Here is a 20,387-nt window from a genome sequence, read left to right as displayed (position 1 = left end):
GCCCCCTCGTGGCCGGCGGTCGAGTCCGCCGGTATCGTCATCGAGGGGAAGGGGCGACACATGTCGAGAGAAGCTCTGGCGACGATGCGACCGCTGGTCGAGCGGGATCACCTCACGGAGCGCACGTACGAGGCCATCCGGGCCGCCGTGCTCTCCGGAGACCTTCCCCCGGGGACCCCGCTCAGCGTCCCGGAGCTCGCTCGACGGCTGGAGGTGAGCCGCAGCCCCGTCCGGGAGGCGGTTCAGCGGCTGGTCCACGAGCACCTCGCCACCGCCGTCACCCACAGCGGGGCGGTCGTGAGTCGCATGGACGGCGAGGAGCTGCGGAGCCTGTACGTGGTGCGCGAGATGCTGGAGGGGCTCGCTGCCCGGCTGGCGACGGAGGTCACGGATCAGGCCGGGCTGGACGCGCTCGCCGACATCCTGTCCGAGCACGAGAGCCTGTTCGAGGCGGAGGACGGCGGCGACACGGGGGCGCGTCACATCGAGCTCGACACGCGCTTCCACCGTGCGATCCGCGACCTCGCGGGAAACCATCACCTCAGCGGGATCCTGGAGTCCATCGTCGACCGGTCGCATTCGGCGATGCACACCCTGTGGGGCGGCGACGAACAGGCGCGGATCGCCCTCGACGAGCACCGGCGGATCGTGGCGGCGATCCGTTCCGGAGACCCCGCGGCGGCCGAGGAGGCGGCACGGGATCACATCGTGAAGCTGGGTATTCGCCTCCGGCGCACGTCCGCCCCCTAGTCTATCTGCATGCAATCTGGCGGCCTGTGGCGCCGCCTGTCTTCGTCGCGCCTTCACAGCGCCGAGATACTCGGGGTTGACCGGGGTGAAATTACATGCAATATTCATCACACGTCCCATGCTCAACGCCGAGAGAGGAGAAGCCGTGGCACCGTCGACCCGACGTCTCATCGTCGCCATGACCGGCGCCAGTGCGCCGCACCTGGGCATCCACCTCCTGGAGTCATTGCGCGACCTCGGGACCGTGGAGACCCACCTGGTGATCTCCGCCGCCGCCCACCGGACCATCGAGATCGAGACCGGGCGTCGTCCAGCTGAGGTCGCCGCCCTCGCGGACGTCGTGCACTCACGCGGCGACATCGCCGCCACGATCGCGTCCGGATCGTTCCCGACGCTCGGCATGGTCGTGGTGCCGTGCTCGATGAAGACGCTCGCGGGCATCGCCCACGGCTTCTCCTCCGACCTGATCACCCGCGCCGCGGACGTGGTCCTCAAGGAACGCCGCCCCCTCGTCCTCGTGGCACGGGAGACTCCGCTCAGCCTCGTGCATCTGCGCAACATGGTGGCCGTGACGGAGGCGGGGGCCGTCGTCCTTCCGCCCATGCCGGCCTTCTATCAGCGGCCCCGAGGCATCGAGGACATTCTCGCGCACCTCACCGGGAAGGTCCTGGATCAGTTCGGGATCGCGCACGACCTCTTCCCTCGCTGGGCGGGCGTCCCCGCCTCCGCCGATCAACTCCCCTCCTCCGCCGAACAAGGAGCCCTCGTATGACCGTCACCGCCGTCCGCGCGACCTCGAGGACGCAGGATGCGCACGCGTTCCTCGACGCCTACTGTGCGGCCCATCCGGAGGACGTGATCGACCTCGACGCCGAGGTGTCCGCGTCCGAGGGGGTCACCGGCCTCATCTACCAGCTCGCCGCCGAGCGTCGCGACCCGTTGCTGCGGTGCCGGAACGTCGCCGGCATCGACGTCCCCGTGGTCAGCAACGTCTTCGCTTCCCGCGCGCGCATCGCGCGCATGCTCGGCGTCGGTCCCGCGCAGCTCCACGAGGAGTACCACCGTCGGGCCAGTCGACCGATCCCGCCGGTCGTCGTGGACGAGGGCCCCGTTCTCGACATCGTCGAGTCCGGCGCGGAGGTGGATCTCGCATCGGTGCCGATGCTCACCCACTTCGCCTCGGATCGCGCCCCGTACATCACCAGCGGCATCATCATCGCCGAGGACCCGGAGACCGGCGTCGGGAACATGAGCTACCACCGCTCGATGGTGCACTCCCGCACCGAGCTCGCGACGAGCCTGCACTCCCGCGGAGATCTGTGGCGGATGCTCCGCCGGTACGCCGACCGCGGTGAGGCCATGCCCGTGGCCATGGTGATCGGAGGCCATCCCCTCTTCATGCTGGCGGCGTCCTCCCGGATCGGGTACGACGAGGACGAGCGCGACGTCGCGGGCGGGCTGATGGGCGAGCCGCTCGAAGTGGTGCGCACCCCGGTGCACGGCATCAAGGTCCCCGCGTGGGCGGAGCTCGTGCTGGAGGGAACCATCTCCGCCGACGCGCGCGCGGACGAAGGGCCGTTCGGGGAGTTCTCGGGCTACTCCTCGAACCGCTCGACCAACAACGTCCTGCACGTCGACGCGATCCTCCGGCGCCGGGACGCGATGCTCATCGACGTCGTCGGCGGCAACACCGCCGAGCATCTCAACCTCGCCCGCATCCCCCGCGAGGCCGAGATGGCGCACAAGCTCATCGCACGGTTCCCGGACGTGGTGGCATTGCACTACCCGACCTCCGGTACCCATTTCCACTGCTACGTGGCGCTGCGCCCGCAGCGTCCCGGTGCGGCCAGACAGGTGATGCTCGGACTGCTCGGGTGGGATCCGTACGTGAAGACGGTGGTGGCGGTCGACGCGGACGTGGATGTCACGGACGACTCCGAGGTGCTCTGGGCGCTCGCCACCCATTTCCAGCCCCACCGCGACCTCTTCCTCGTCGACGGCCTGCCCGGCTCTCCGCTGGATCCGTCGTCCGGCGCCGACGGCACCACCTCGCGACTCGCGCTCGACGCGACGCGCGGCCCGGACTTCCACGGCGAACGCATCGACGTCTCCGATGCCGCCCGCGCCGACGCCAGCGCCCTGCTCGACAGCGTGAAGAAAGGAACACCATGAACATCGACATGAGCATCCCGAAGGTCCCGCGCGGCGGATCGGAGAACGCGCGGATCCCCGTCACCGTGCTCACCGGCTTCCTGGGATCGGGCAAGACCACCCTCGTCAACCACGTGCTCACGGCCGAGCACGGCCAGCGGATCGCGGTCATCGAGAACGAGTTCGGCGATGTGCCCATCGACAACGCGCTGGTGATCGGCGGGGACGAGAAGATCATCGAGATGAGCAACGGCTGCTGCCTTTGCTGCACCGCGCGCACCGACCTCATCGACATCCTGAACACCCTGCGGGATCGTGCGGATCAGTTCGATCGCATCGTCATCGAGACCAGCGGCATGGCCGATCCCAATCCCGTGGCGCAGACCTTCTTCGTCGACGACGACATCGCCGCGCACTTCCGTCTCGACGCCATCGTGACCCTCGTCGACGCGAAGCACATCGAGCAGCACCTGGACGAGGTGCACACGGACGGCGTGGGCAACCAGGCCAGCGACCAGATCGCCTTCGCGGACCGGATCGTGATCAACAAGATCGACCTCGTCACCGCCGAGGACATCGAGCGGATCGAGGCCCGGCTCCGGACGATCAACCAGACCGCGGGGATCCTCACCTCGCGGCACGGACGCGTGGACCTGGACAAGATCCTCGGCATCGCCGCCTTCAACCGCAACGCCCGCACCGTGGGAGAACAGGACTGGCTGCACGACGACGCGCACACGCACGAGCCCACGCTGTCCTCGGAGTCGATCACCGTCGACGGGGAGATCCGGCTCGATGCGCTGCGCGCCTGGCTCGACGCCCATGTCGCGGAGCACGGGGACGATCTCTACCGGCTGAAGGGGATCCTGCGGGTCGCCGGTGCCGATCTGCCTCACGTGGTGCAGGGGATCCACCAGCTCTACGACGTGCTCCCCGTGGACCTGCCCCACCCGGAGCGCAGCACCCTGGTGTTCATCGGGCGGAACCTCGACCGTGCCGCCCTCGACGCCGGACTGAGCGCCTGTCGAGCGGAGGGCGCGGTGCTGGTCGGGTGAGCCGATGACCGCCGGCGTCGCCGAGCGCATGCCGTCGGTCCGCGGCATGCGCTCGGCGGAGCGCGCGTTCGAGATCCTCGAACGGCTGGCCGACGCCGGCGGAGAGCTGGCGATCAGTGAGATCGCCGACGTCAGCGGGTTGCCGCTCGCCACGGCACACCGTCTCCTGCGGGCGCTCGTCGACGCCGGGTGCGTGCGGCAGGTCGCGCATCGCCGATACGCGCTGGGGGCGCGCCTCGCGGTTCTCGGGGACGCGGCGAACGGATCCCTCGCCCGGCGGGCGCGATCCGTGTTGCGGGCCCTCGTGAGCGAGCTCGAGGAGAGCGCCTCGCTCGCGGTCCTGGACGGCGACCGGATGATCCACCTCCTACAGGTGTCCTCTCCGCACCCCATGAGGATGGACGCCGAGGTCGGACGCCGGCACGACCTGCGCGGAAGCGCCGCCGGACTGGTGATCCTCGCCCACCTGGACCGTGAGCAGTGCGCGCGAATCCTGCAGCGCGAGGCCCTGCGGCACGAGGCGCGGGGGTGCGGGGTGCCGGAGCTCGGAGTTCGGGAGCACGAGGCTCGGGGCGCCTCGGCGGCTCCGCGCGGCGAGCTCGGCCTGCTCCTGGAGATCGCCGCGATCCGCCGTCACGGCGTCGCGGTGCGTGGCGGGGGCTCCGAGGTGGGCGCGCGCTGCATCGCCGTTCCCGTGCCCCGGCGACGCATCGGGGAGCCTGCGGGCGGCGTGAGCGCGGACTCGGATCTCCTGGCCGCCGTCTGCGTCGCCGGGCCGTCCAGCCGCGTGGGCGAGTCGTTCGTCGCCCGGGCCGTCCCGCTGATGCGCGCGGCCGCCCGGGAGATCGCGGACAGCGCCCTCCCCTGAGGTGACCCCGCTGCTGGGCGCGTTTCGTCTCGTCGCTGCGCTCCTCGCTCAACGACCGGGGGTGCGGCGGCTCAGGTGAACTGGACCCGGGGTGGGGCGGTGTCGGTGTGGACCTGTCCGGTGGGGTCGGTCCAGACGAGGGATCCGTCGTGGCGTTGTCGTGCGGTCCATCGCCAGCGGTCGGCATGGTCGGGGTGCTTGAGCGCGTGGTGTGCGGGGCAGAGGTGGGCGAGGTTGTCGATCGTCGTGGGGCCGCCGCGAGCGTGGTCGTGGTTGTGGTCGATCTGGCTGGCGCGCGCGGGGATCCGGCAGCCGGGGAATCGGCAGTGCCGGTCGCGCGCCCGGAGGTGGCGCCGCATCCGCTCGGTCGGGGCGTAGCTGTCGGTGCGGGTGATCATCCCCGTCGGGGAGAGGAACAGCCGTTCCCAGTGCTCCGCCCCGCCGGCGAGCGCTCGGACCAGGTCGGGGTGGACCGGGCCGTGACCGTCCAGCTCCGCCGGCCGGTCATCGACTCCGGCGAGGGTGGTCGCCGCGATCGTCACCTGCACGGTCGGCCTGATCGCCGCGGTCCCGGTCGCGTGGAGGGTGTCGGTGCGGGCGGCGAGGAGGAGGTCGGCGACGACGTCCGCGCGGATCTGGTCGAGGGTGCGCTCGTCGGCACGGATCCGGTCGAGGGAGCGCTCGGCGGCGCGGGGTCCTCCGAGACCGGCGACGATCTGCTCGAAGGCGAAGACCTCGTCCTCCGCTGACGCCTCCTCGCCCATCAGCGGAAGGCGCCCGGACTCCCGGGCGGCTCCCAGCGCGTCGTGCCCGAACGCGTCGTGCCCGGACTCGTCGTGCCCGAACGCGCCTCGGCCGTCTGCGGCGCGCAGCGCTCGGATGCCCCGGCTGATCCCCGTCACCCTCTCGTGCACCGCGTGCGCGAGCACGGAGGGCATCAGGATGGAGAGCCAGCTCATGCCGTCCTCGACATCCTGGACCGTCACTCGTCGATCGTCACGGGCCCGTGCGTGCCTCTCCACGACGGTGCGGGGCGCCACGGCGGCGACCACCGACCGCACGTACGCCTGCGTCCGCGCCGGCGTCTCCGCGGACGCGTACGGCACCACGTGCCCCTCGTACGCATGGTGTGCGTCCGCCGCGCTCGCTCCGAGCGGAGCGGCGCCGTCGACGATCACCTCCGCATGACGCCGCGAGATCGCCCCGTTCCGAAGCGCCGACACCGTCGCGGGAAACCGGTCGCTCAGCGCGAACCCCGTGGCCAGCGCCTTCGTCGCCGAGAACCGTGTCACGTTCAGCCCCGCCGACACCTCGGCGACCATCGATCGTTCCGCGGCCTCGAACCCTGCGCTCCCCGGCGGCACCTCCTCCAGGAGAAGCCGGACGCGCTCCCCTAGCAGCTCCGCCTTCTCCGCCTCCAGCCGAGCGATCCGGGTATCCAGCTCCCGGCATCGCTCGACGATCTCGCCGCTGCGAGCGAGATACGAATCCGAGGGGTGCGTCATCGCCCCAGCCTAGAAGATAACTGCGATGAAATCAGGTCCGACAATCGATCTGTGGAGAAAAGGTTCGAATCCCTCTTCGATCATGAGTGAGACAGAGCCCTCTCGTGACACGCCGCCGACGTCAGGTGCCGCGGGGGCGGTCCTCATCGGTCGCGAACCCGGGCCGCGCGGCGCGCTCCTCGATCGACTCCAGCTCCTGGAAGAACGTCACCTGCCATCCGGCCGGACCCTGCACGCGGGCGTTCAGGCTTCGGAACGGTGTCCGTACCGGCGGGGCGAGGATGTCGGCTCCGGCCTCGCGGGCGACTGCGACGGCGTGCTCGGTGTCGGCCACCTCGAGCGCGATCCGCAGGGTGCCGGGGGCATGCGGCGCCCCCTCGACCTCGTCCACGTTCCGCGCGTGCGTCGGCGTCGCGAGCTCGATCGTCGCGATCCCGGCGTGCAGGATCGCGACGCGGTCGTCTCCCTCGGTGGCGAACGCGAGCTGCTCGGGCATGCCGAGGACGTCGCGGTAGAAGCGGAGCGCCTGATCGAAGTCGTCGGTCTCGATGATGAGGCGGAGCTGGCGGGGGCGATGCGCGTCGGCGGTCATGCCCTCATCCTCGGGCCTGGGCTCCGGAGGCGGAAGCGCAACCCCCGTTCCCGCCCCGGCGCGGCGCGCGTAGCCTTCCGCCATGGACGGGTTCGCGGCGGTCGACTTCGGCCTTGCGCGCGAGGTGCTCCAGCGCGGCATCGCCGCGCTGTACCTCGTCGCGTTCCTCTCCACGCTCAACCAGTTCCGCCCGCTCCTGGGCGAACGGGGCCTGCTGCCGGCCCCCGAGCTACTGGAGTGGATCGGGGAGCGGAAGGAGCGGGCCCGACTGCTGCGCCCGACGCTCTTCCGGTACCTCCGGTACACGGACCGGCGCCTCGTCGCCCTGTGCGTCGCGGGCATGGTCGTCTCCTCCGCGGTCGTCGCCGGTCTCCCTCAGCTCGGTCCGCCCTGGGCGCCGATGCTCTGTTTCCTCGCCCTGTGGCTGGGATACATGTCGATCTCGTCGATCGGGCAGACCTTCTACGGCTTCGGGTGGGAGATGCTCCTGCTGGAGGCCGGGTTCCTCGCCGCGTTCCTCGGGTCGGGGGATCAGCCGCCGCCGACCGTCGTGATCGTGCTGTTCTGGTGGCTGGTGTTCCGGCTGGAATTCGGCGCGGGGATGATCAAGATCCGCGGCGGGCGGGAGTGGCGCGATCTCACGGCGCTGATGTACCACCACGAGACCCAGCCGATGCCCGGGCCGCTCAGCCGCCAGGCGCACCTCCTGCCCGCGTGGTTCCATCGGCTCGAGGTCGTCGGGAACCACGTCGCGCAGCTCGGGGCGCCGTGGCTGCTGTTCGCGCCGATCCTCGGACTGTTCCGCGACACGGCGCCGGCGCTCGCGAGCATCGGCGCCGTGGTCGGGATGGTCGGCGCGGGGATCGTCATCGCGACCCAGCTCTGGCTGGTGCTCACGGGGAACTTCGCGTGGCTGAACGCCGCGACGATCGTGCTCGCCTGCTCCGCGATCGGGATCCCCGGCTCCGGCGACGCGCGCGCGTGGTCCGGACCGTTCGGGGGGATCCCCGTGCCCTGGCTCGCCGTGACGGGGATCGTCGCAGCCGGGTACCTCGTGCTGTCGTGGCCGGCGCTGCGCAACCTCGCCTCACGTGACCAGCAGATGAACGCCTCGTTCACCCGCTGGCAGCTCGCCAACGCGTACGGCGCCTTCGGGTCGGTCACGAAGGTGCGCATCGAGATCGTCGTCGAGGGGACCGAGGATCCGGATCCGGAGGCCGCACGGTGGGAGGAGTACGGTTTCCGCGGCAAGCCGGGGGACGTGGCGCGGATCCCCCGGCAGTTCGCGCCGTACCACCTGCGGCTGGACTGGCTGATGTGGTTCCTGCCGCTGGGGTGGTCCCTGGAGGAGTGGTTCGGGCGGTTCCTCGGGCGGCTGCTCGAGGCCGACCCGGCGACGCTGCGGCTGCTCGCCCGCGATCCGTTCGAGGGGCGGCCTCCGCGGTGGGTGCGGGCGGTGTCGTACCGCTACCGCTTCACGACGCGGGCCGAGCACCGTGCCACGGGCGACGTGTGGGTGCGGGACCGCCGTCGGGTCGTGGTCCGCCCGATCGGCCGCTGACCCGGGGTGGGCGCGTTTCGTCTCGTCGCTGCGCTCCTCGCTCAACGACCGGTGGTGGCGGTGTTCGGTCGTTGAGCGAGCGCAGCGAGTCGAAACGTCGTGACCCGGGGGTGTGCGCGTTTCGTCTCGTCGCTGCGCTCCTCGCTCAACGACCGGTGCTTCTCGGTCGTTGAGCGAGCGCAGCGAGTCGAAACGTGGTGACCCGGGGGTGTGCGCGTTTCGTCTCGGTGCGTCGCTCCTCGCTCGACGACCGGGTGGGGCGACCGGGGTCAGGCGCGGGAGCGGGCCTCCTCCAGGTAGGCGTACGCGGTCACGCGCGAGATCCCGAGGCGCTTCGCGATCGCCTCGACCGACTTGCGCATCTGCGTGGCGCCGCGCCGGTCCAGCCGCTCCAGGACGGCGATCTTGTCCTCGCGCGACATCTGCGTCACGGGGTGGCCGACCTCGGCGATGGCGTCCGTGATCATCGAGTCCATCACCGACACGAGGTCCGTGCCGAAGTGCTCGCGCGGCGCGTTCTCGTCGGCCGGGACGGCAGGCAGCAGCGCGTCCAGCAGCTGGCGGGCGTTCTTCAGCGGGCTCAGGTCCACGTTGACGCACAGCGAGGCGATGATGTCGCCGGCATCGTTGCGGAAGTACACCGAGGAGCAGCGCAGCTCTCGTCCGTCCGACGTGAAGCCGGTGTACCCGTAGGCGTCGTGGTCCTTCTTCCGGTCCTTCATCACGTCGAGGCCGAGCGAGGTCGACGGGCCGCCCACCGCGCGCCCCGTGACGTGGCCGTTCTCGATCGCCACGATGGTGTGCCCGAGGTCGACGTCGGCGCCGTCGAGGTTGTGCAGCACGATCTCGACGGAGGGGCCGGCCGCTGCGGCCAGGGCGCGCATCACCGGCCGGTACACCTCGAGGACCTGCTCGGCGCTCTCGTACGTGCGTCGTTCGCCGGCGAAGGCGGCCACGGTCTCCTCCGGCGCTGTGCGTGTCGTCGTCATCGTCGCTCCCGAACCCGCATCGCTTGAACAAAAAATCTGGGTGCTGGACAGAATGTCTATCCGACTGTTAGCTTATCCCCGCCCATCCCGAATGCGCACCCCCCGATCCGACCGGATCGGGCCCGGATCCTCTCCTCCCGCCCGCCGGGCGGATCACGCAGAGCAAGGAGGCTCGCCATGACCACCCTCGCCCCGACGCGCGGTCTGTCCCGCGTGCAGCGCCGAAACGTCGCCGGTGGCGCCATCGGCACCCTCATCGAGTACTACGACTACTACCTCTACGGCCTCGCCTCCGCAGCGGTGTTCCCGGCGGTCTTCTTCTCCGCGAACGACCCGGTGATCGCCCAGCTCTCCTCGTTCGCGACGTTCGCCGTGGGCTTCTTCCTGCGGCCTGTCGGCGGGATCGTCTGGGGCATCATCGGTGACCGCGTCGGACGCAAGGTCGTGCTGCTGAGCACGGTCATCGGCATGGGGGTGGCGACCGCCGGCATCGGACTGATCCCCTCGGATCAGGCGATCGGCGTCGCAGCTCCCCTCCTGCTGCTGTTCTTCCGCCTGCTGCAGGGCTTCTTCGTCGGCGGCGAGATGGGCGGGGCGGCCACGATGGTCGTCGAGAACGCGCCCACCGGCAAGCACGGGCTCTACGGCGCCTTCCTCATCAGCGGCGCCGGGATCGCGAACGTCTTCTCCGGCGGACTCATGGCCGCGCTCGGCCTCGTCCCCGGCTCGTGGTTCCTGGAGTGGGGCTGGCGGATCCCGTTCGTGCTGTCGATCGTGCTCGCGATCGTCGCTGTCATCCTGCGGCGGCACCTGGAGGAGTCCGACGAGTTCGTGCAGACCCAGACGCTCCACATCGAGACGTCCGGCAAGAAGCCGAACCCCCTCGTCGAGGTCTTCCGCCACCCGAAGAACGCCATCATGGGGATCCTCATCGGCCTGCCGCAGTCCATCGCCGGATACGTCGTGCTGACCTACGGCCTGGCGTTCATGGTCTCCAACAAGCACCTCCCCGCATGGATGGGCTTCGCCGGGACGATGATGGTCGGCCTGCTGCAGATCGTGGTCGCGCCGCTGTGGGGCGCGATCTCGGACCGGATCGGCCGGCGCACGGTCTACATCATCGGCTGCCTCGGCTTCGCGGCGATGGTCTACCCCGCGTTCATGCTGTTCAGCACGGGGAACATGTGGCTCATCTGGCTCGGACAGATCCTCGGGTTCGTCGTCTTCGGCGTCGCCATGCAGGCCACGCTGTCGACGATGCTGGTCGAGATGTTCGATCCGGAGGCGCGCACGACCGGGGTGAACATCGGCTACCAGATGTCGAACACGCTCGGCGGCGGGCTCGCCCCGCTCATCTGCACCGCCCTGGTCGCGGCGGCGGGAGGGGCGTTCTGGCCCGTGGTGGCGTACGCCGCGGTGATCGCCGTCGTCGGCGTCATCGCGACGCTCGTCGCCTCCATCCGTCCGGACGTGGAAGGCGCGGGGCGCCTGCACGAGATCGCCTCGGCCCGCCCCTCCTGAGCACCCGTGTCCCCCTCCGCTCCGTCCGTGGCGCGCCCGTCCGTGGCGTCGTCCCGATCTGTGGCGCCGTCCCGATCTGCACACGTCGTCCCGTTCCGCACATCGATGGGCTCGACGACTGTGCAGATCGGGACAGGCTGTGCAGATCGGGACAGGGTGTGCGGATCGGGCGGCGGCGGGACGGATCGGGGCCCGATCCGCGTTCGGATCGGGCCCCGGAGGGCGGCCGGGAGGGCGGCCCGGGGGGGCGGACCGGGGCTCAGCCCAGCAGGCGTGCGAGCGCGGGGAGCTGGCTCTCGTCATCCAGCGCGGAGCCGACGGCCACGACCCGCACCCCGGCGTCCAGGAAGGCCCGGGCGTTCCCCGCGTCCATGCCGCCGGTGGCGACGAACCGCGCCTGCGGGAACGGCCCGCGCATCGCGGGGAACCAGTCGGCCCCGAGCAGCGACGCGGGGAAGGCCTTGAGCCAGGTGAGCCCCGCACCCAGGGCCCGCTGCACCTCCGTGGCGGTCGACACGCCGGGGAGCGACGGCATCCCGGCGTCGTGGGAGGCGCGCACGACGTCGAGGTCCAGGCCCGGGCTGACGGTGAACGCGGCGCCGGCCTCCTTGGCCTGGCGCACGTGCTCGTCCGACACGACCGTGCCCGCTCCCACCGTGAGCCCCCGCTCGCGGGCGGCCGCGGCCAGCACGCGCAGCGCCTCGACGTCGCTGGGGCTCTGCACCGGCACCTCGACGGCGGTGATCCCGAGGTCCCACGCGCGCGTGGCGGTCGCGAGCGTGCGCTCCACGCCCATGCCGCGCAGGATCGCCATCAGCGGGACGCTGCCGAAGAGGTCGTCGAAGGCGGTGTTGTCGGTCATGGTCTCTGGTCCTTCCGGAGGCTTCTCTGCGGCGCCCGGCCGGTGCCGTCCGGGCAGGACACGGCGCGCCGGCGCCGGTCCCATGATGCGACCCGTGATGCGTATGGTGCAATGACCGTTGCGGCATATGCACAACCGAGGAGGAAGGCGGAAGGATGACGGAGATGGATGACGCGCGGCTGACCGCACAGGACAAGGGGCTGCCGGCGCGGGCCATCGGCATGACGGTCGAGGAGTTCCTCGCGACCGGGCCCCGCCTGGAGGAGTTCTGGACGCCGCTGGTCGTCCTGGACGACGACGCCATGCGCGCGAACGTCGAGACGATGGCCGCCTGGTGCGCCGAGCGTCGTCTGGATCTGATGCCGCACGGCAAGACGACCATGGCCCCCGAGCTGTGGGCCCGCCAGACCGACGCGGGAGCGCTCGGGATCACGCTCGCGACCATGGGGCAGGTCCGCACCGGACGCAGCCTCGGGCTGGATTCGATCATGCTCGCCAACGCCGCGGTGGACCCGCGATCGCTGGCCTGGCTCGCCGGCGAGCTCGCCGATCCCGGGTTCCGCTTCGTCTGCTGGGCGGACTCGGTCGCCACCGTCGAGGCCATGGAGGCGCCGCTGCGCGAGGCCGGCACGCCGCGTCCCGTCGACGTCTGCGTCGAGCTCGGCGCCGTCGGCGGGCGCACGGGAGCGCGCTCGATCGAGGAGGCGCGGCGGATCGCCGAGCGGATCGTCGCTTCCGACGTGCTCCGCCTCGCCGGCGTCGCCGGCTACGAGGGCAGCCTCGCGCACGACCGCTCCGCAGCCGGGCTCGCGGCGGTGCGCGGGTACCTCGAGGCGCAGCTCGACCTGCACCGGGCGCTCGCCCCGCTCTACGACGACGGGGAGCTCTATCTCACGGCGGGCGGCAGCGCGTACTTCGACCTCGTCGCCGACGTGTGGGCGGGCGCCGAGCGGGACGGACGGACGCGTTTCGTGCTGCGCTCGGGGGCGTACATCGTGCACGACGACGGCTTCTACCGCGGCATCTCCCCGTTCGACGAGGGTGCCGCGGACCCGGCCGACGCCGGCCCGCGCTTCCGCAACGCCATGCACGGGATCGCGCGTGTGGTGTCCGCGCCGGAGGCGGACCTCGTGCTCGTGGACGCCGGCAAGCGCGACCTCCCCTACGACGAGGGCCTGCCGATCCCCCGTGCCACGGCCGCCGAGCTGGCCGGGCCCTGGAGCCCGGTCGAGGCCACGGTCTCGGCGATGAACGACCAGCACTCGTACGTGCGCGGCGCCGCCCTGCCGATCGGATCGGTCGTCCGCTTCGGGCTCTCGCACCCGTGCACGACGTTCGACAAGTGGCGGCTGGTCCCCGTCGTCGAGTCCGCCGGATCCGACGTCGTCGTCGGGCTCGTCCGCACCTACTTCTGAGGACGGCCATGTCGAGACGGACGGTGCTGCGCGGCGGCTCGGTGGTCGGGCCCGAGGGCGTGACGCGGGCCGACGTGGCCGTGGTCGGCGAGGAGATCGCGGCCGTCGGCGAGGTCCCCGCGGAGGAGGGCGACGCGGTCCTGGACGCCTCGGGGCGGATCGTGCTGCCGGGCTTCGTGGACGCGCACTCGCACGCCGACGGACGGCTGCAGGATCCGGACGTGACCACGGCGCTGCTGCGGCAGGGGGTGACGACGGTGATCGCCGGGCAGGACGGCGTCTCGTACGCGCCCGGCGACGGCGCCTACGCGACGGCCTACTTCGCCGCGATCAACGGAGCGCATCCCTCGTACCGCGGCGGCGGGATCGGGGCGTTCCTGGAGCAGGCGGACGGGTCGTCGCCGGTGAACGTCGGCTACCTGATCCCGGCGGGCACCGTCCGCTTCGAGGCCTGCGGCCGTGCGGCAGGGCCCGCGGACCCCGAGGCCGTGCGCCGGATGGCCGCCGCGGTGGCCCAGGGCATGGCCGAAGGGGCGCTGGGCCTGTCCACCGGACTCGACTACGTCCCCGGGATCTTCCAGGACGCGGAGGAGATCGCCGCGCTGTGCGCTCCCGTCGCCCGCGCGGGCGGGGTCTATGTGACCCACATGCGGGGCGGCTACGAGGCGGGCACGGCGGCGGGGCTCGCGGAGGTGGCGGAGATCGCCGACCGGACCCGGGCTGAGGCCGGCGCGCCCCTGCCCGTGCACGTGTCCCACTTCCACGCCGACGCGGACATCGTGCTGTCGCAGCTCGGCGCGCTCGCCGCCTCCGGCGTGGACGCGACCTTCGACGCTTATCCCTACGTGCGCGGATGCACCCTGCTCGGCATGCCCCTGCTGCCGCCCGAGGTCGCGGCGCTCCCCGCGGGCGAGGCCGTCGCGGTGCTGCGGGATCCGGTCCGGCGCGCGCAGCTGCGGGCGATCGGCGCCGCCCGCGCCGCCTCCAGCCCGAGCCTCGGCCCGGACTGGCCGGACATGATCACCCTCGCGCACATCGCCGCCCCGGAGTGGCGGTGGGCGCTCGGGCTCACCCTGCGCGCGGCGGCGCGGCAGGCGGGCACGGATCCGCTGGATCTCGCGCTCGACGTGCTCGCCGCCTCCCGGATGGAGTGCAGCGCGGTCATGGCGGTCCGGCATCCGCGGCCGCGCACCGAGCTCGCGCGCATCTTCGCGCATCCCGGCCACATCGGCGGCTCGGACGGCATCTTCATCGGCGCGCACCCGCATCCGCGCGCGGCGGGCACGTTCGCGCGCTTCCTCCGGGAGTACGTCCGCGAGCTCGGCACGTGGAGCTGGGCCGACGCCGCGCACCACCTCTCCGCCCTTCCGGTCCGCCGCTTCGGTCTGGGGCGGCGCGGAGCCGTCACGCCCGGGGCCCTGGCGGATCTCGTGCTCGTGGATCCGGAGGCTGTCGCCGACACCGCCACCTACGAGGAACCGACGTCGGTGGCCGTCGGCATCGACGACGTGTTCGTCGCCGGCGTTCCCGTGCTCGCCGGCGGCACGCCGACCGGCGCGCAACCGGGCCGGGGCCTGCGCCGCACCGCGGGGGAGGGCTGATCGTGTCCCAGAGCGTGACGCGCGCCGCCCTGATCCTCTCGTCACTCGCCGCGGATCCGCAGACGGTCGCCGACCTGGCGGAGCGGTTCGACGTGCACCGCTCGACCATGTTCCGCGAGCTGCAGAGCCTCGAGGAGGTCGGCTTCGTGCGGAAGCAGGGCGACGGCCGGTACGCACTGGGGTTGCGCCTCGCCGTGCTCGGCAACGCCGCGCTCGAGCAGCTCGACCTGCGCGCGGCCGCGTATCCGCACGTCCGGCGCCTGCACCGGGCCGTGGGCAACACCGTGCACGTGGGCGCGTTGATCGGCGACGAGATCGTGTACGTCGACAAGGTCGAGGACGCCGCGGGCGTGCGGATGTACTCGCGCGTGGGCGCGGCGGTGCTGCCGTACTGCAGCGGGCTCGGCAAGGCCGTGCTCGCCGCCCTCCCCGACGACCGTCGCGACGCGGTGCTGGCGCGCGTCGAGTGGCGGCGCCACACGGCGAACACGCTCACCACCCGCGCCGCGCTGGACGAGGACCTCGCCCATGCCGCCCGCCGCGGCTGGGCCGTGGACGACGCCGAGTTCGAGGACTTCGTGGGGTGCGTCGCCGTGCCCATCGTCGTGCCCGCCGGCGTGGTCGGGGCGGTGTCGGTCACCGCCCTGCGCGCGACCGAGCCGCTGTCCCGGCTGGAGACGCGGGTGCCGATGCTGCGGGAGACCGCGGCGGAGATCGCCCGCGCGCTCGGATGACCCGAGGGGAACCGCCCCTCCGATGACCCCAACCGATAGGAAGGAAAAGAGAGATGCCTCAGACCGGATACTACGCGGAGGGCGCCCCGACCCCCGCCGGCCCGTACAGCCACGGCGTGGTCGCGAACGGCTTCCTGCACACCGCCGGCTTCGGCCCGCAGGACCCGGCCAACGACCACGCGATCGCGGACAACGTCGCCGACCAGACCCGGCAGGTGCTCCGCAACATCCAGACCGTGCTGGCCGTGCACGGCCTGACCATGGATGACGTCGTGAAGTCGACCGTGCACCTGGCGGACCTCGCCGACTTCGCCGAGTTCAACACCGCCTACGAGGAGTTCTTCACCGCGCCGTACCCCGTGCGTACCACGGTGGGCTCGCAGCTGGCGAACATCCTCGTCGAGATCGACGTCGTCGCCGCCTTCCCCCAGGCGTAGGCTCCGCGCGTTTCGTCTCGTCGCTGCGCTCCTCGCTCAACGACCGGTGGGGGTGCCCGTTCCCGGTCGTTGAGCGAGCGCAGCGAGTCGAAACGTGGTGACCCGGGCGGGTGCCCGTTCCCGGTCGTTGAGCGAGCGCAGCGAGTCGAAACGTGGTGACCCGGGGGTGGATCCGTTTCGTCTCGGTGCTGCTCTCCTCGCTCAACGACCGGGGCGGGTATCCTGTACCGGGGAAGGGTACGTATGCGCACGCGGATCGGGACGCCAGGGGCGATCGTCCTCGCCCTCTCCCTGCTCTGCGGGCTGTTCGGGATGCACGTCCTCGGCCTCCACGGCGTGGGGTCGCACGGACCCGCCTCCGCGGCCTCCGCGCCGACCGCCCATGCGCCCGCTCCCGACCACACATCCGCCGCCCCGGCCGTACCCGCCGCATCCGCCGATCCCGCCGGTCCCGCCGGATCTCCCGCGACCGCCGGGCCCGCCGCGGCCGACGCCGCCGAGCACGGCGCCCCGGAGTCCTGCGTGCTCGGACCCGCGCCGCATCCGACCTCGCCCGCCCCGCCGACGGAGGCCGCGGTCGTCGCGGCGCCGCGTGCGATCGGCGACGACCCACCCCGGGCCGGCGCGCCCCCGGCCGCCCCGCCCGATCTCCTCCTCCTCTGCATCGATCGCAGATGACCCGCGCGCGTCGCGCTCCGTTCCCCGGCATCGCCGGTGAGCGCGCCGCACGCTTGCGCCCGACGTCCGTCGGACGCGTCATCCACGACCCAAGGAGAGACCATGACCATTCGCACGCTTCCCCGCACCATGGCGCTCGGCGCCCTCTCGCTCGCCGCCGTCGGCGTCCTCGTCGGCTGCACGGCAGCGGATCCCGAGGCGGGATCCCACGAGGGCATGCCCGGCATGTCCGAGGCGCCGACCACGGCGAGCCCCGGGGCGTCCGAGACGGAGGCGAACGACGCCGACGCGATGTTCGCCGGCATGATGATCGGCCACCACGAGCAGGCCATCGAGATGAGCGACCTGGTGCTCGGCAAAGACGGCGCCGATCCGCGCGTCGTCGACCTCGCGACACGGATCAAGGCCGCTCAGGCCCCGGAGATCGAGCAGCTGCGCGGCTGGCTCGCCGACTGGGGCGTGGCGGAGCCCTCCGGCCCGATGGACCACGGCGACGGCATGATGAGCGAGGACGACCTGGCCGCGCTCGAGGCCGCCGCGGGTCCCGAGGCGAGCCGGCTGTTCCTGGAGCAGATGATCGTGCATCACGAAGGCGCGGTCGCGATGGCCGAGGACCAGCTCGCGAAGGGCGAGAGTCCCGAGGCGCTCGCGCTCGCGCAGGCGATCGTCGACGCCCAGACCGCCGAGATCCAGGAGATGCGTGATCTGCTGACCGCGCTCTGATCGGCGTTCCCGCGCTCCGATCGGTGTTCCCGCCGTTCGGGGCGGGATCCGGTCGTTCGGGGTCCGGGATGGGGTGGAATCACCCCGTTTCGGACCCCGAACGCGTCAGGGGAGGAGGGAGGTCGCGGTGCCGGACGTGATCCGGCGCAGGTCCTCCGGGGGCAGTGCCGCGGCGGCGAGCTGCAGCATCGTCGCCTCCGGGGTCTGGATCGGGAAGCCGCTCCCGAACACCCAGCGACCGGGTTCCTCCGCCAGGGCGTCCGCGACGAAGGTCGGTCCGTTGACGTGCCACAGGTCCAGGTGCACGTGCGCGGGAAGATCGTCGCCGAAGTGCCGGCGCAGCTCGCGCTCCTCGCCGCGGTTCAGGCCGCTCAGCACGAGCGGCGCGACGGGAGCCGCCCGGATGAGGTCGGCGATGCGGTGCAGCTCGGGATCCGTGACCGGGGAGAGGGGATGACGGACGCGGGCGTCGTCGAGTCGAACGAGCAGCTGCACGGGAAGCCCGTGCTCCGCCGCCGCCTGCAGCACCGGGATCACGGCGCCGACCGGGGTGCCGTGGTGCGCGGGGGCCACGCGGATCCCCCGGAAGCCCGCCGTGACCGCCCCGTCCAGCTCGGCGGCCCACGTCGGCGAGCCCGCGTCGAGCACCGCGAACGGGACGAACAGGGGATCGGCCCCGCAGGCGTCGATCAGCGCCTCGTTGCCGGAGCGGGTGTCGAACCCGAACAGGGACGCGAGGTGGCCGACCCACAGCGCGCGCAGCCCGTGGCGGGCGGCGTACGCGCGGAGCTCGTCCGGATCGGCGGACGCGGCGAGCCGGGACGGCCAGGCGCCCAGGTGGCAGGTCGTGTCCACGGCCCCGAGCGCCGCGAAGGAGTCGAGGAGCGCGCGGCTCCGGGCGGTCACGACCTGACCTCCGCGAGCCAGCGCCGCAGGTTCCCGCCGAACACCCGCTCCTCCTGCTCGGCGTCGAGCCCGGCGCCGAGCACCTTCCCGACGTTCGCGGCGAGGTCGATGTGGTGCAGGTCGGATCCGAAGACGACGCGGTCCGCGCCGAGCCGGCGGACGGCCAGCGCCACCTCCCCCGCGCCGATGATGGTGCCGGACGTGTCCACGGCCACGTTGGCGTGCGGACGGACCACGTCCGCCGCGGTCTCGGGCTGACCGCCCAGGTGCGCCATCACGAACCGCACCTCGGGGTGGCGGGCCGCCGCCCGGGCGATGTGGACGGCGGTCGACTCGTACGGGAAGCGCTGCACGGTCTTGCGCCAGGCGTGGGCGAGCACGATCAGGCGATGCGCCGCGGCGTACTCGAGGATCGGATCCGTCAGCGGGTCGTCGGCGAGGGTCGCGATCCACAGCTTCACGCCGATCATCCCCCGCTCCTCGACGTTGCGGCGGAGGTCGTCGAGCGCCTCCCGCCCGAAGCGCGGGTTGACGTAGCAGTAGCCGCGCAGGCGTTCCGGGTGCCGGCGCAGCTCCCCGGCCAGGACGCTGTTCATCTCCCTCACCTCGTCCATCCCGGGGTGGGGCTGGAACGCGCCGAGGTTGCTGCACAGGAACAGTCCGATCCCGAGCCGCTCGCCCAGCTCCAGGACGGCCGGATCGAAGCGGCCGCCGTCGAGGTGCGTGTGCGCGTCGATCCCCGGAAGCTCCGCCGCGAGCGTGCTCATGCGTGGTCCCGGATGCGGAGCGTGCGGGCGGCGTCCGTGGCGGCGTCGGCGAGGCGGGCGAGGGTCTCGTCGATGTCGGCGTCGGAGTGGGCGTCGTTCACGTACACCACGCGGTAGAGGGAGACGCCGTGGGCGAAGGCCGCGCGCAGGAACGCGCGGAGATGCTCGTCGTCCCCGACGAACTGCGGACAGGCGGGGTGTCCGCGCAGGTGGGCGTCGAGCCCGGCGCCCGTGAGGATCGCCTCGATCCCGTCCCGCAGGCGCGCGCCGCGGCGGTGGATGCGGGAGAGCACGTCGTCGTCGCGCAGGGCGGTCATGGTGGCGGTGGCCGCGGCGAGCGACAGGGTCTCGCCGCCGTACGTGGACGTGACGACCACCTCGCCGCGGTCGAGGACGGAGAGCACGTCGCGGCGGCCGGTGTAGACGGACAGCGGCATGCCGTTCGCCACCGCCTTGCCGAACACGGCGAGGTCAGGGACGACCCCGGTGTACGCCGCCATGCCGCCGAGCGCGACCCGGAACCCGGTCACCATCTCGTCGTAGCCGAGGAGGGCCCCGTGCCGGTCCGCGAGCCCGCGGAGGAACGCGGCGAAGCGGGCGGCGTCCGGGAGCCCGGGATAGTCGGCGGCGACGAGGACGAGCGCGATCTCGTCCCCGTGCTCCGCGAACAAGGAGGTGAGGGCGTCGCGGTCCTCCCACTCGACCGCGTGGTGCAGGGCGGCCAGCGCGGCCGGGACGCCGGGGACCGCGGCGGACGAGGCGCCGGGGAGGATCCGCGCGCCCGGGGCGAGGGAGTTCAGCCAGCCGTTGTAGCCGATCTGCACGACCCGGTCGCGGCCGGTCGCGGCGCGGGCGATCCGGATCACGGCGGCCAACGCCTCGCCGCCGCTCTTGAGGAACCGCGCCGCCTCCGCGCCGGGGACGAGCGAGCACAGGAGCTCGGCCGTCGTCGTCTCCAGCGGATGCGGATGGCCGAAGAGGATGCCGTCGGCGAGCTGCGCCCGGATCGCGTCGTCCACGCGCGGATCCGCGTAGCCGAGGATCACCGGACCTAGGGCGCACCGGTAGTCGATGAACACCCGCCCGCGGTCGTCCCAGACCCGGCAGCCCTCGCCGCGCACGATCACCTCGGGTTCCTCGGGGAGCAGCTGCGGCGCCTTGGAGTTCGTGCTCGATCCCACGGGCATCACCGCGAGCGCGCGCTCGCGCCAGCCGGGGCGGTGTCCGGCGACGCTGCCGGCGGGGTCCGTCATCGTGTGCTCCTGATCTCGG

General features: G+C 72.3%; 20 protein-coding genes. 13 read left to right on the top strand and 7 right to left on the bottom strand.

The window, feature by feature from the left end; all coding sequences use genetic code 11:
• Positions 1-60 precede the first annotated feature (60 nt).
• The 5 genes from V6R91_RS08420 to V6R91_RS08400 all read left to right on the top strand — a co-directional run bounded on the left by V6R91_RS08420 (position 61) and on the right by V6R91_RS08400 (position 4,824).
• Complete coding sequence (locus V6R91_RS08420) at positions 61-750, top strand: GntR family transcriptional regulator (protein WP_231819377.1); 690 nt, start codon at positions 61-63, stop codon at positions 748-750.
• A 145-nt stretch (positions 751-895) separates the two neighbouring features.
• Complete coding sequence (locus tag V6R91_RS08415; protein ID WP_336395154.1) at positions 896-1,522, top strand: UbiX family flavin prenyltransferase; 627 nt, start codon at positions 896-898, stop codon at positions 1,520-1,522.
• Entirely contained in the window at positions 1,519-2,922 is a 1,404-nt protein-coding gene (locus tag V6R91_RS08410) for a UbiD family decarboxylase (RefSeq protein WP_336395153.1), read from the top strand. The genes V6R91_RS08415 and V6R91_RS08410 overlap by 4 nt, the downstream gene beginning before the upstream one ends.
• A complete protein-coding gene (locus V6R91_RS08405) occupies positions 2,919-3,956 on the top strand; it encodes a CobW family GTP-binding protein (protein ID WP_336395152.1) in 1,038 nt (345 codons plus the stop codon). The genes V6R91_RS08410 and V6R91_RS08405 overlap by 4 nt, the downstream gene beginning before the upstream one ends.
• A gap of 4 nt (positions 3,957-3,960) precedes the next feature.
• Complete coding sequence (locus V6R91_RS08400) at positions 3,961-4,824, top strand: IclR family transcriptional regulator (RefSeq protein WP_336395151.1); 864 nt, start codon at positions 3,961-3,963, stop codon at positions 4,822-4,824.
• A gap of 71 nt (positions 4,825-4,895) precedes the next feature.
• Here the strand turns inward: V6R91_RS08400 and V6R91_RS08395 are convergent, their stop codons facing one another.
• Positions 4,896-6,329 (bottom strand): HNH endonuclease signature motif containing protein, encoded by a 1,434-nt coding sequence (locus tag V6R91_RS08395; RefSeq protein WP_336395150.1) that lies wholly within the window; start codon positions 6,327-6,329, stop codon positions 4,896-4,898.
• Positions 6,330-6,450: 121 nt separating this feature from the next.
• Complete coding sequence (locus V6R91_RS08390; protein WP_336395149.1) at positions 6,451-6,921, bottom strand: VOC family protein; 471 nt, start codon at positions 6,919-6,921, stop codon at positions 6,451-6,453.
• 82 nt (positions 6,922-7,003) lie between these two features.
• On the opposite strand from V6R91_RS08390, the gene V6R91_RS08385 reads away from it, so the two are divergent.
• Positions 7,004-8,482 (top strand): lipase maturation factor family protein, encoded by a 1,479-nt coding sequence (locus tag V6R91_RS08385; protein ID WP_336395148.1) that lies wholly within the window; start codon positions 7,004-7,006, stop codon positions 8,480-8,482.
• Positions 8,483-8,751: 269 nt separating this feature from the next.
• Here the strand turns inward: V6R91_RS08385 and V6R91_RS08380 are convergent, their stop codons facing one another.
• On the bottom strand, positions 8,752-9,471 hold the full coding sequence (locus V6R91_RS08380; protein WP_336395147.1) for a helix-turn-helix transcriptional regulator: 720 nt from the start codon (positions 9,469-9,471) through the stop codon (positions 8,752-8,754).
• A gap of 177 nt (positions 9,472-9,648) precedes the next feature.
• On the opposite strand from V6R91_RS08380, the gene V6R91_RS08375 reads away from it, so the two are divergent.
• On the top strand, positions 9,649-10,992 hold the full coding sequence (locus V6R91_RS08375; RefSeq protein WP_336395146.1) for an MFS transporter: 1,344 nt from the start codon (positions 9,649-9,651) through the stop codon (positions 10,990-10,992).
• A 259-nt stretch (positions 10,993-11,251) separates the two neighbouring features.
• Here the strand turns inward: V6R91_RS08375 and V6R91_RS08370 are convergent, their stop codons facing one another.
• On the bottom strand, positions 11,252-11,854 hold the full coding sequence (locus V6R91_RS08370) for a bifunctional 4-hydroxy-2-oxoglutarate aldolase/2-dehydro-3-deoxy-phosphogluconate aldolase (RefSeq protein WP_336395145.1): 603 nt from the start codon (positions 11,852-11,854) through the stop codon (positions 11,252-11,254).
• Positions 11,855-12,009: 155 nt separating this feature from the next.
• Here V6R91_RS08370 and V6R91_RS08365 point away from each other — a divergent pair, with 155 nt between their 5' ends.
• From V6R91_RS08365 to V6R91_RS08340, 6 genes are all read left to right on the top strand, one after another.
• Positions 12,010-13,269: an alanine racemase gene (locus tag V6R91_RS08365; protein ID WP_336395144.1), complete on the top strand. Its 1,260-nt coding sequence runs from the start codon at positions 12,010-12,012 to the stop codon at positions 13,267-13,269.
• Between the two features lie 8 nt (positions 13,270-13,277).
• On the top strand, positions 13,278-14,870 hold the full coding sequence (locus tag V6R91_RS08360; protein ID WP_271059383.1) for an N-acyl-D-amino-acid deacylase family protein: 1,593 nt from the start codon (positions 13,278-13,280) through the stop codon (positions 14,868-14,870).
• A 2-nt stretch (positions 14,871-14,872) separates the two neighbouring features.
• Complete coding sequence (locus V6R91_RS08355; protein WP_336395143.1) at positions 14,873-15,604, top strand: IclR family transcriptional regulator; 732 nt, start codon at positions 14,873-14,875, stop codon at positions 15,602-15,604.
• Positions 15,605-15,657: 53 nt separating this feature from the next.
• Positions 15,658-16,041, top strand: a complete 384-nt coding sequence (locus tag V6R91_RS08350; RefSeq protein WP_336395142.1) for a RidA family protein — start codon at positions 15,658-15,660, stop codon at positions 16,039-16,041.
• A gap of 243 nt (positions 16,042-16,284) precedes the next feature.
• Complete coding sequence (locus V6R91_RS08345) at positions 16,285-16,719, top strand: hypothetical protein (protein ID WP_271059385.1); 435 nt, start codon at positions 16,285-16,287, stop codon at positions 16,717-16,719.
• A gap of 102 nt (positions 16,720-16,821) precedes the next feature.
• Entirely contained in the window at positions 16,822-17,442 is a 621-nt protein-coding gene (locus V6R91_RS08340) for a DUF305 domain-containing protein (RefSeq protein ID WP_336395141.1), read from the top strand.
• Positions 17,443-17,547: 105 nt separating this feature from the next.
• Here the strand turns inward: V6R91_RS08340 and V6R91_RS08335 are convergent, their stop codons facing one another.
• The 3 genes from V6R91_RS08335 to V6R91_RS08325 are packed head-to-tail and all read right to left on the bottom strand — an operon-like array spanning position 17,548 to position 20,368.
• Positions 17,548-18,348 (bottom strand): amidohydrolase family protein, encoded by an 801-nt coding sequence (locus tag V6R91_RS08335; protein WP_336395140.1) that lies wholly within the window; start codon positions 18,346-18,348, stop codon positions 17,548-17,550.
• Positions 18,345-19,115, bottom strand: coding sequence for an amidohydrolase family protein (locus V6R91_RS08330; RefSeq protein WP_336395139.1), 771 nt, complete (start codon positions 19,113-19,115; stop codon positions 18,345-18,347). Before V6R91_RS08330 ends, V6R91_RS08335 begins: the two co-directional genes overlap by 4 nt.
• A complete protein-coding gene (locus V6R91_RS08325) occupies positions 19,112-20,368 on the bottom strand; it encodes an aminotransferase class III-fold pyridoxal phosphate-dependent enzyme (protein ID WP_271059389.1) in 1,257 nt (418 codons plus the stop codon). The genes V6R91_RS08330 and V6R91_RS08325 overlap by 4 nt, the downstream gene beginning before the upstream one ends.
• Between the last annotated feature and the right edge of the window lie 19 nt (positions 20,369-20,387).

The sequence above is a fragment of the Microbacterium sp. CCNWLW41 genome, from assembly GCF_037083505.1.
This window is presented reverse-complemented; position numbering and strand designations above follow the sequence as displayed.

Excerpts from the sequence above, each read along its gene's own strand:
- V6R91_RS08380 (WP_336395147.1), bottom strand. The coding sequence starts at position 9,471 with ATGACGACGACACGCACAGCGCCGGAGGAGACCGTGGCCGCCTTCGCC.
- V6R91_RS08330 (WP_336395139.1), bottom strand. The coding sequence starts at position 19,115 with ATGAGCACGCTCGCGGCGGAGCTTCCGGGGATCGACGCGCACACGCAC.
- V6R91_RS08385 (WP_336395148.1), top strand. The coding sequence starts at position 7,004 with ATGGACGGGTTCGCGGCGGTCGACTTCGGCCTTGCGCGCGAGGTGCTC.
- V6R91_RS08400 (WP_336395151.1), top strand. The coding sequence starts at position 3,961 with ATGACCGCCGGCGTCGCCGAGCGCATGCCGTCGGTCCGCGGCATGCGC.
- V6R91_RS08360 (WP_271059383.1), top strand. The coding sequence starts at position 13,278 with ATGTCGAGACGGACGGTGCTGCGCGGCGGCTCGGTGGTCGGGCCCGAG.
- V6R91_RS08340 (WP_336395141.1), top strand. The coding sequence starts at position 16,822 with ATGACCATTCGCACGCTTCCCCGCACCATGGCGCTCGGCGCCCTCTCG.
- V6R91_RS08420 (WP_231819377.1), top strand. The coding sequence starts at position 61 with ATGTCGAGAGAAGCTCTGGCGACGATGCGACCGCTGGTCGAGCGGGAT.
- V6R91_RS08410 (WP_336395153.1), top strand. The coding sequence starts at position 1,519 with ATGACCGTCACCGCCGTCCGCGCGACCTCGAGGACGCAGGATGCGCAC.
- V6R91_RS08405 (WP_336395152.1), top strand. The coding sequence starts at position 2,919 with ATGAACATCGACATGAGCATCCCGAAGGTCCCGCGCGGCGGATCGGAG.
- V6R91_RS08365 (WP_336395144.1), top strand. The coding sequence starts at position 12,010 with ATGACGGAGATGGATGACGCGCGGCTGACCGCACAGGACAAGGGGCTG.
- V6R91_RS08395 (WP_336395150.1), bottom strand. The coding sequence starts at position 6,329 with ATGACGCACCCCTCGGATTCGTATCTCGCTCGCAGCGGCGAGATCGTC.
- V6R91_RS08345 (WP_271059385.1), top strand. The coding sequence starts at position 16,285 with ATGCGCACGCGGATCGGGACGCCAGGGGCGATCGTCCTCGCCCTCTCC.
- V6R91_RS08390 (WP_336395149.1), bottom strand. The coding sequence starts at position 6,921 with ATGACCGCCGACGCGCATCGCCCCCGCCAGCTCCGCCTCATCATCGAG.
- V6R91_RS08350 (WP_336395142.1), top strand. The coding sequence starts at position 15,658 with ATGCCTCAGACCGGATACTACGCGGAGGGCGCCCCGACCCCCGCCGGC.
- V6R91_RS08375 (WP_336395146.1), top strand. The coding sequence starts at position 9,649 with ATGACCACCCTCGCCCCGACGCGCGGTCTGTCCCGCGTGCAGCGCCGA.
- V6R91_RS08370 (WP_336395145.1), bottom strand. The coding sequence starts at position 11,854 with ATGACCGACAACACCGCCTTCGACGACCTCTTCGGCAGCGTCCCGCTG.
- V6R91_RS08325 (WP_271059389.1), bottom strand. The coding sequence starts at position 20,368 with ATGACGGACCCCGCCGGCAGCGTCGCCGGACACCGCCCCGGCTGGCGC.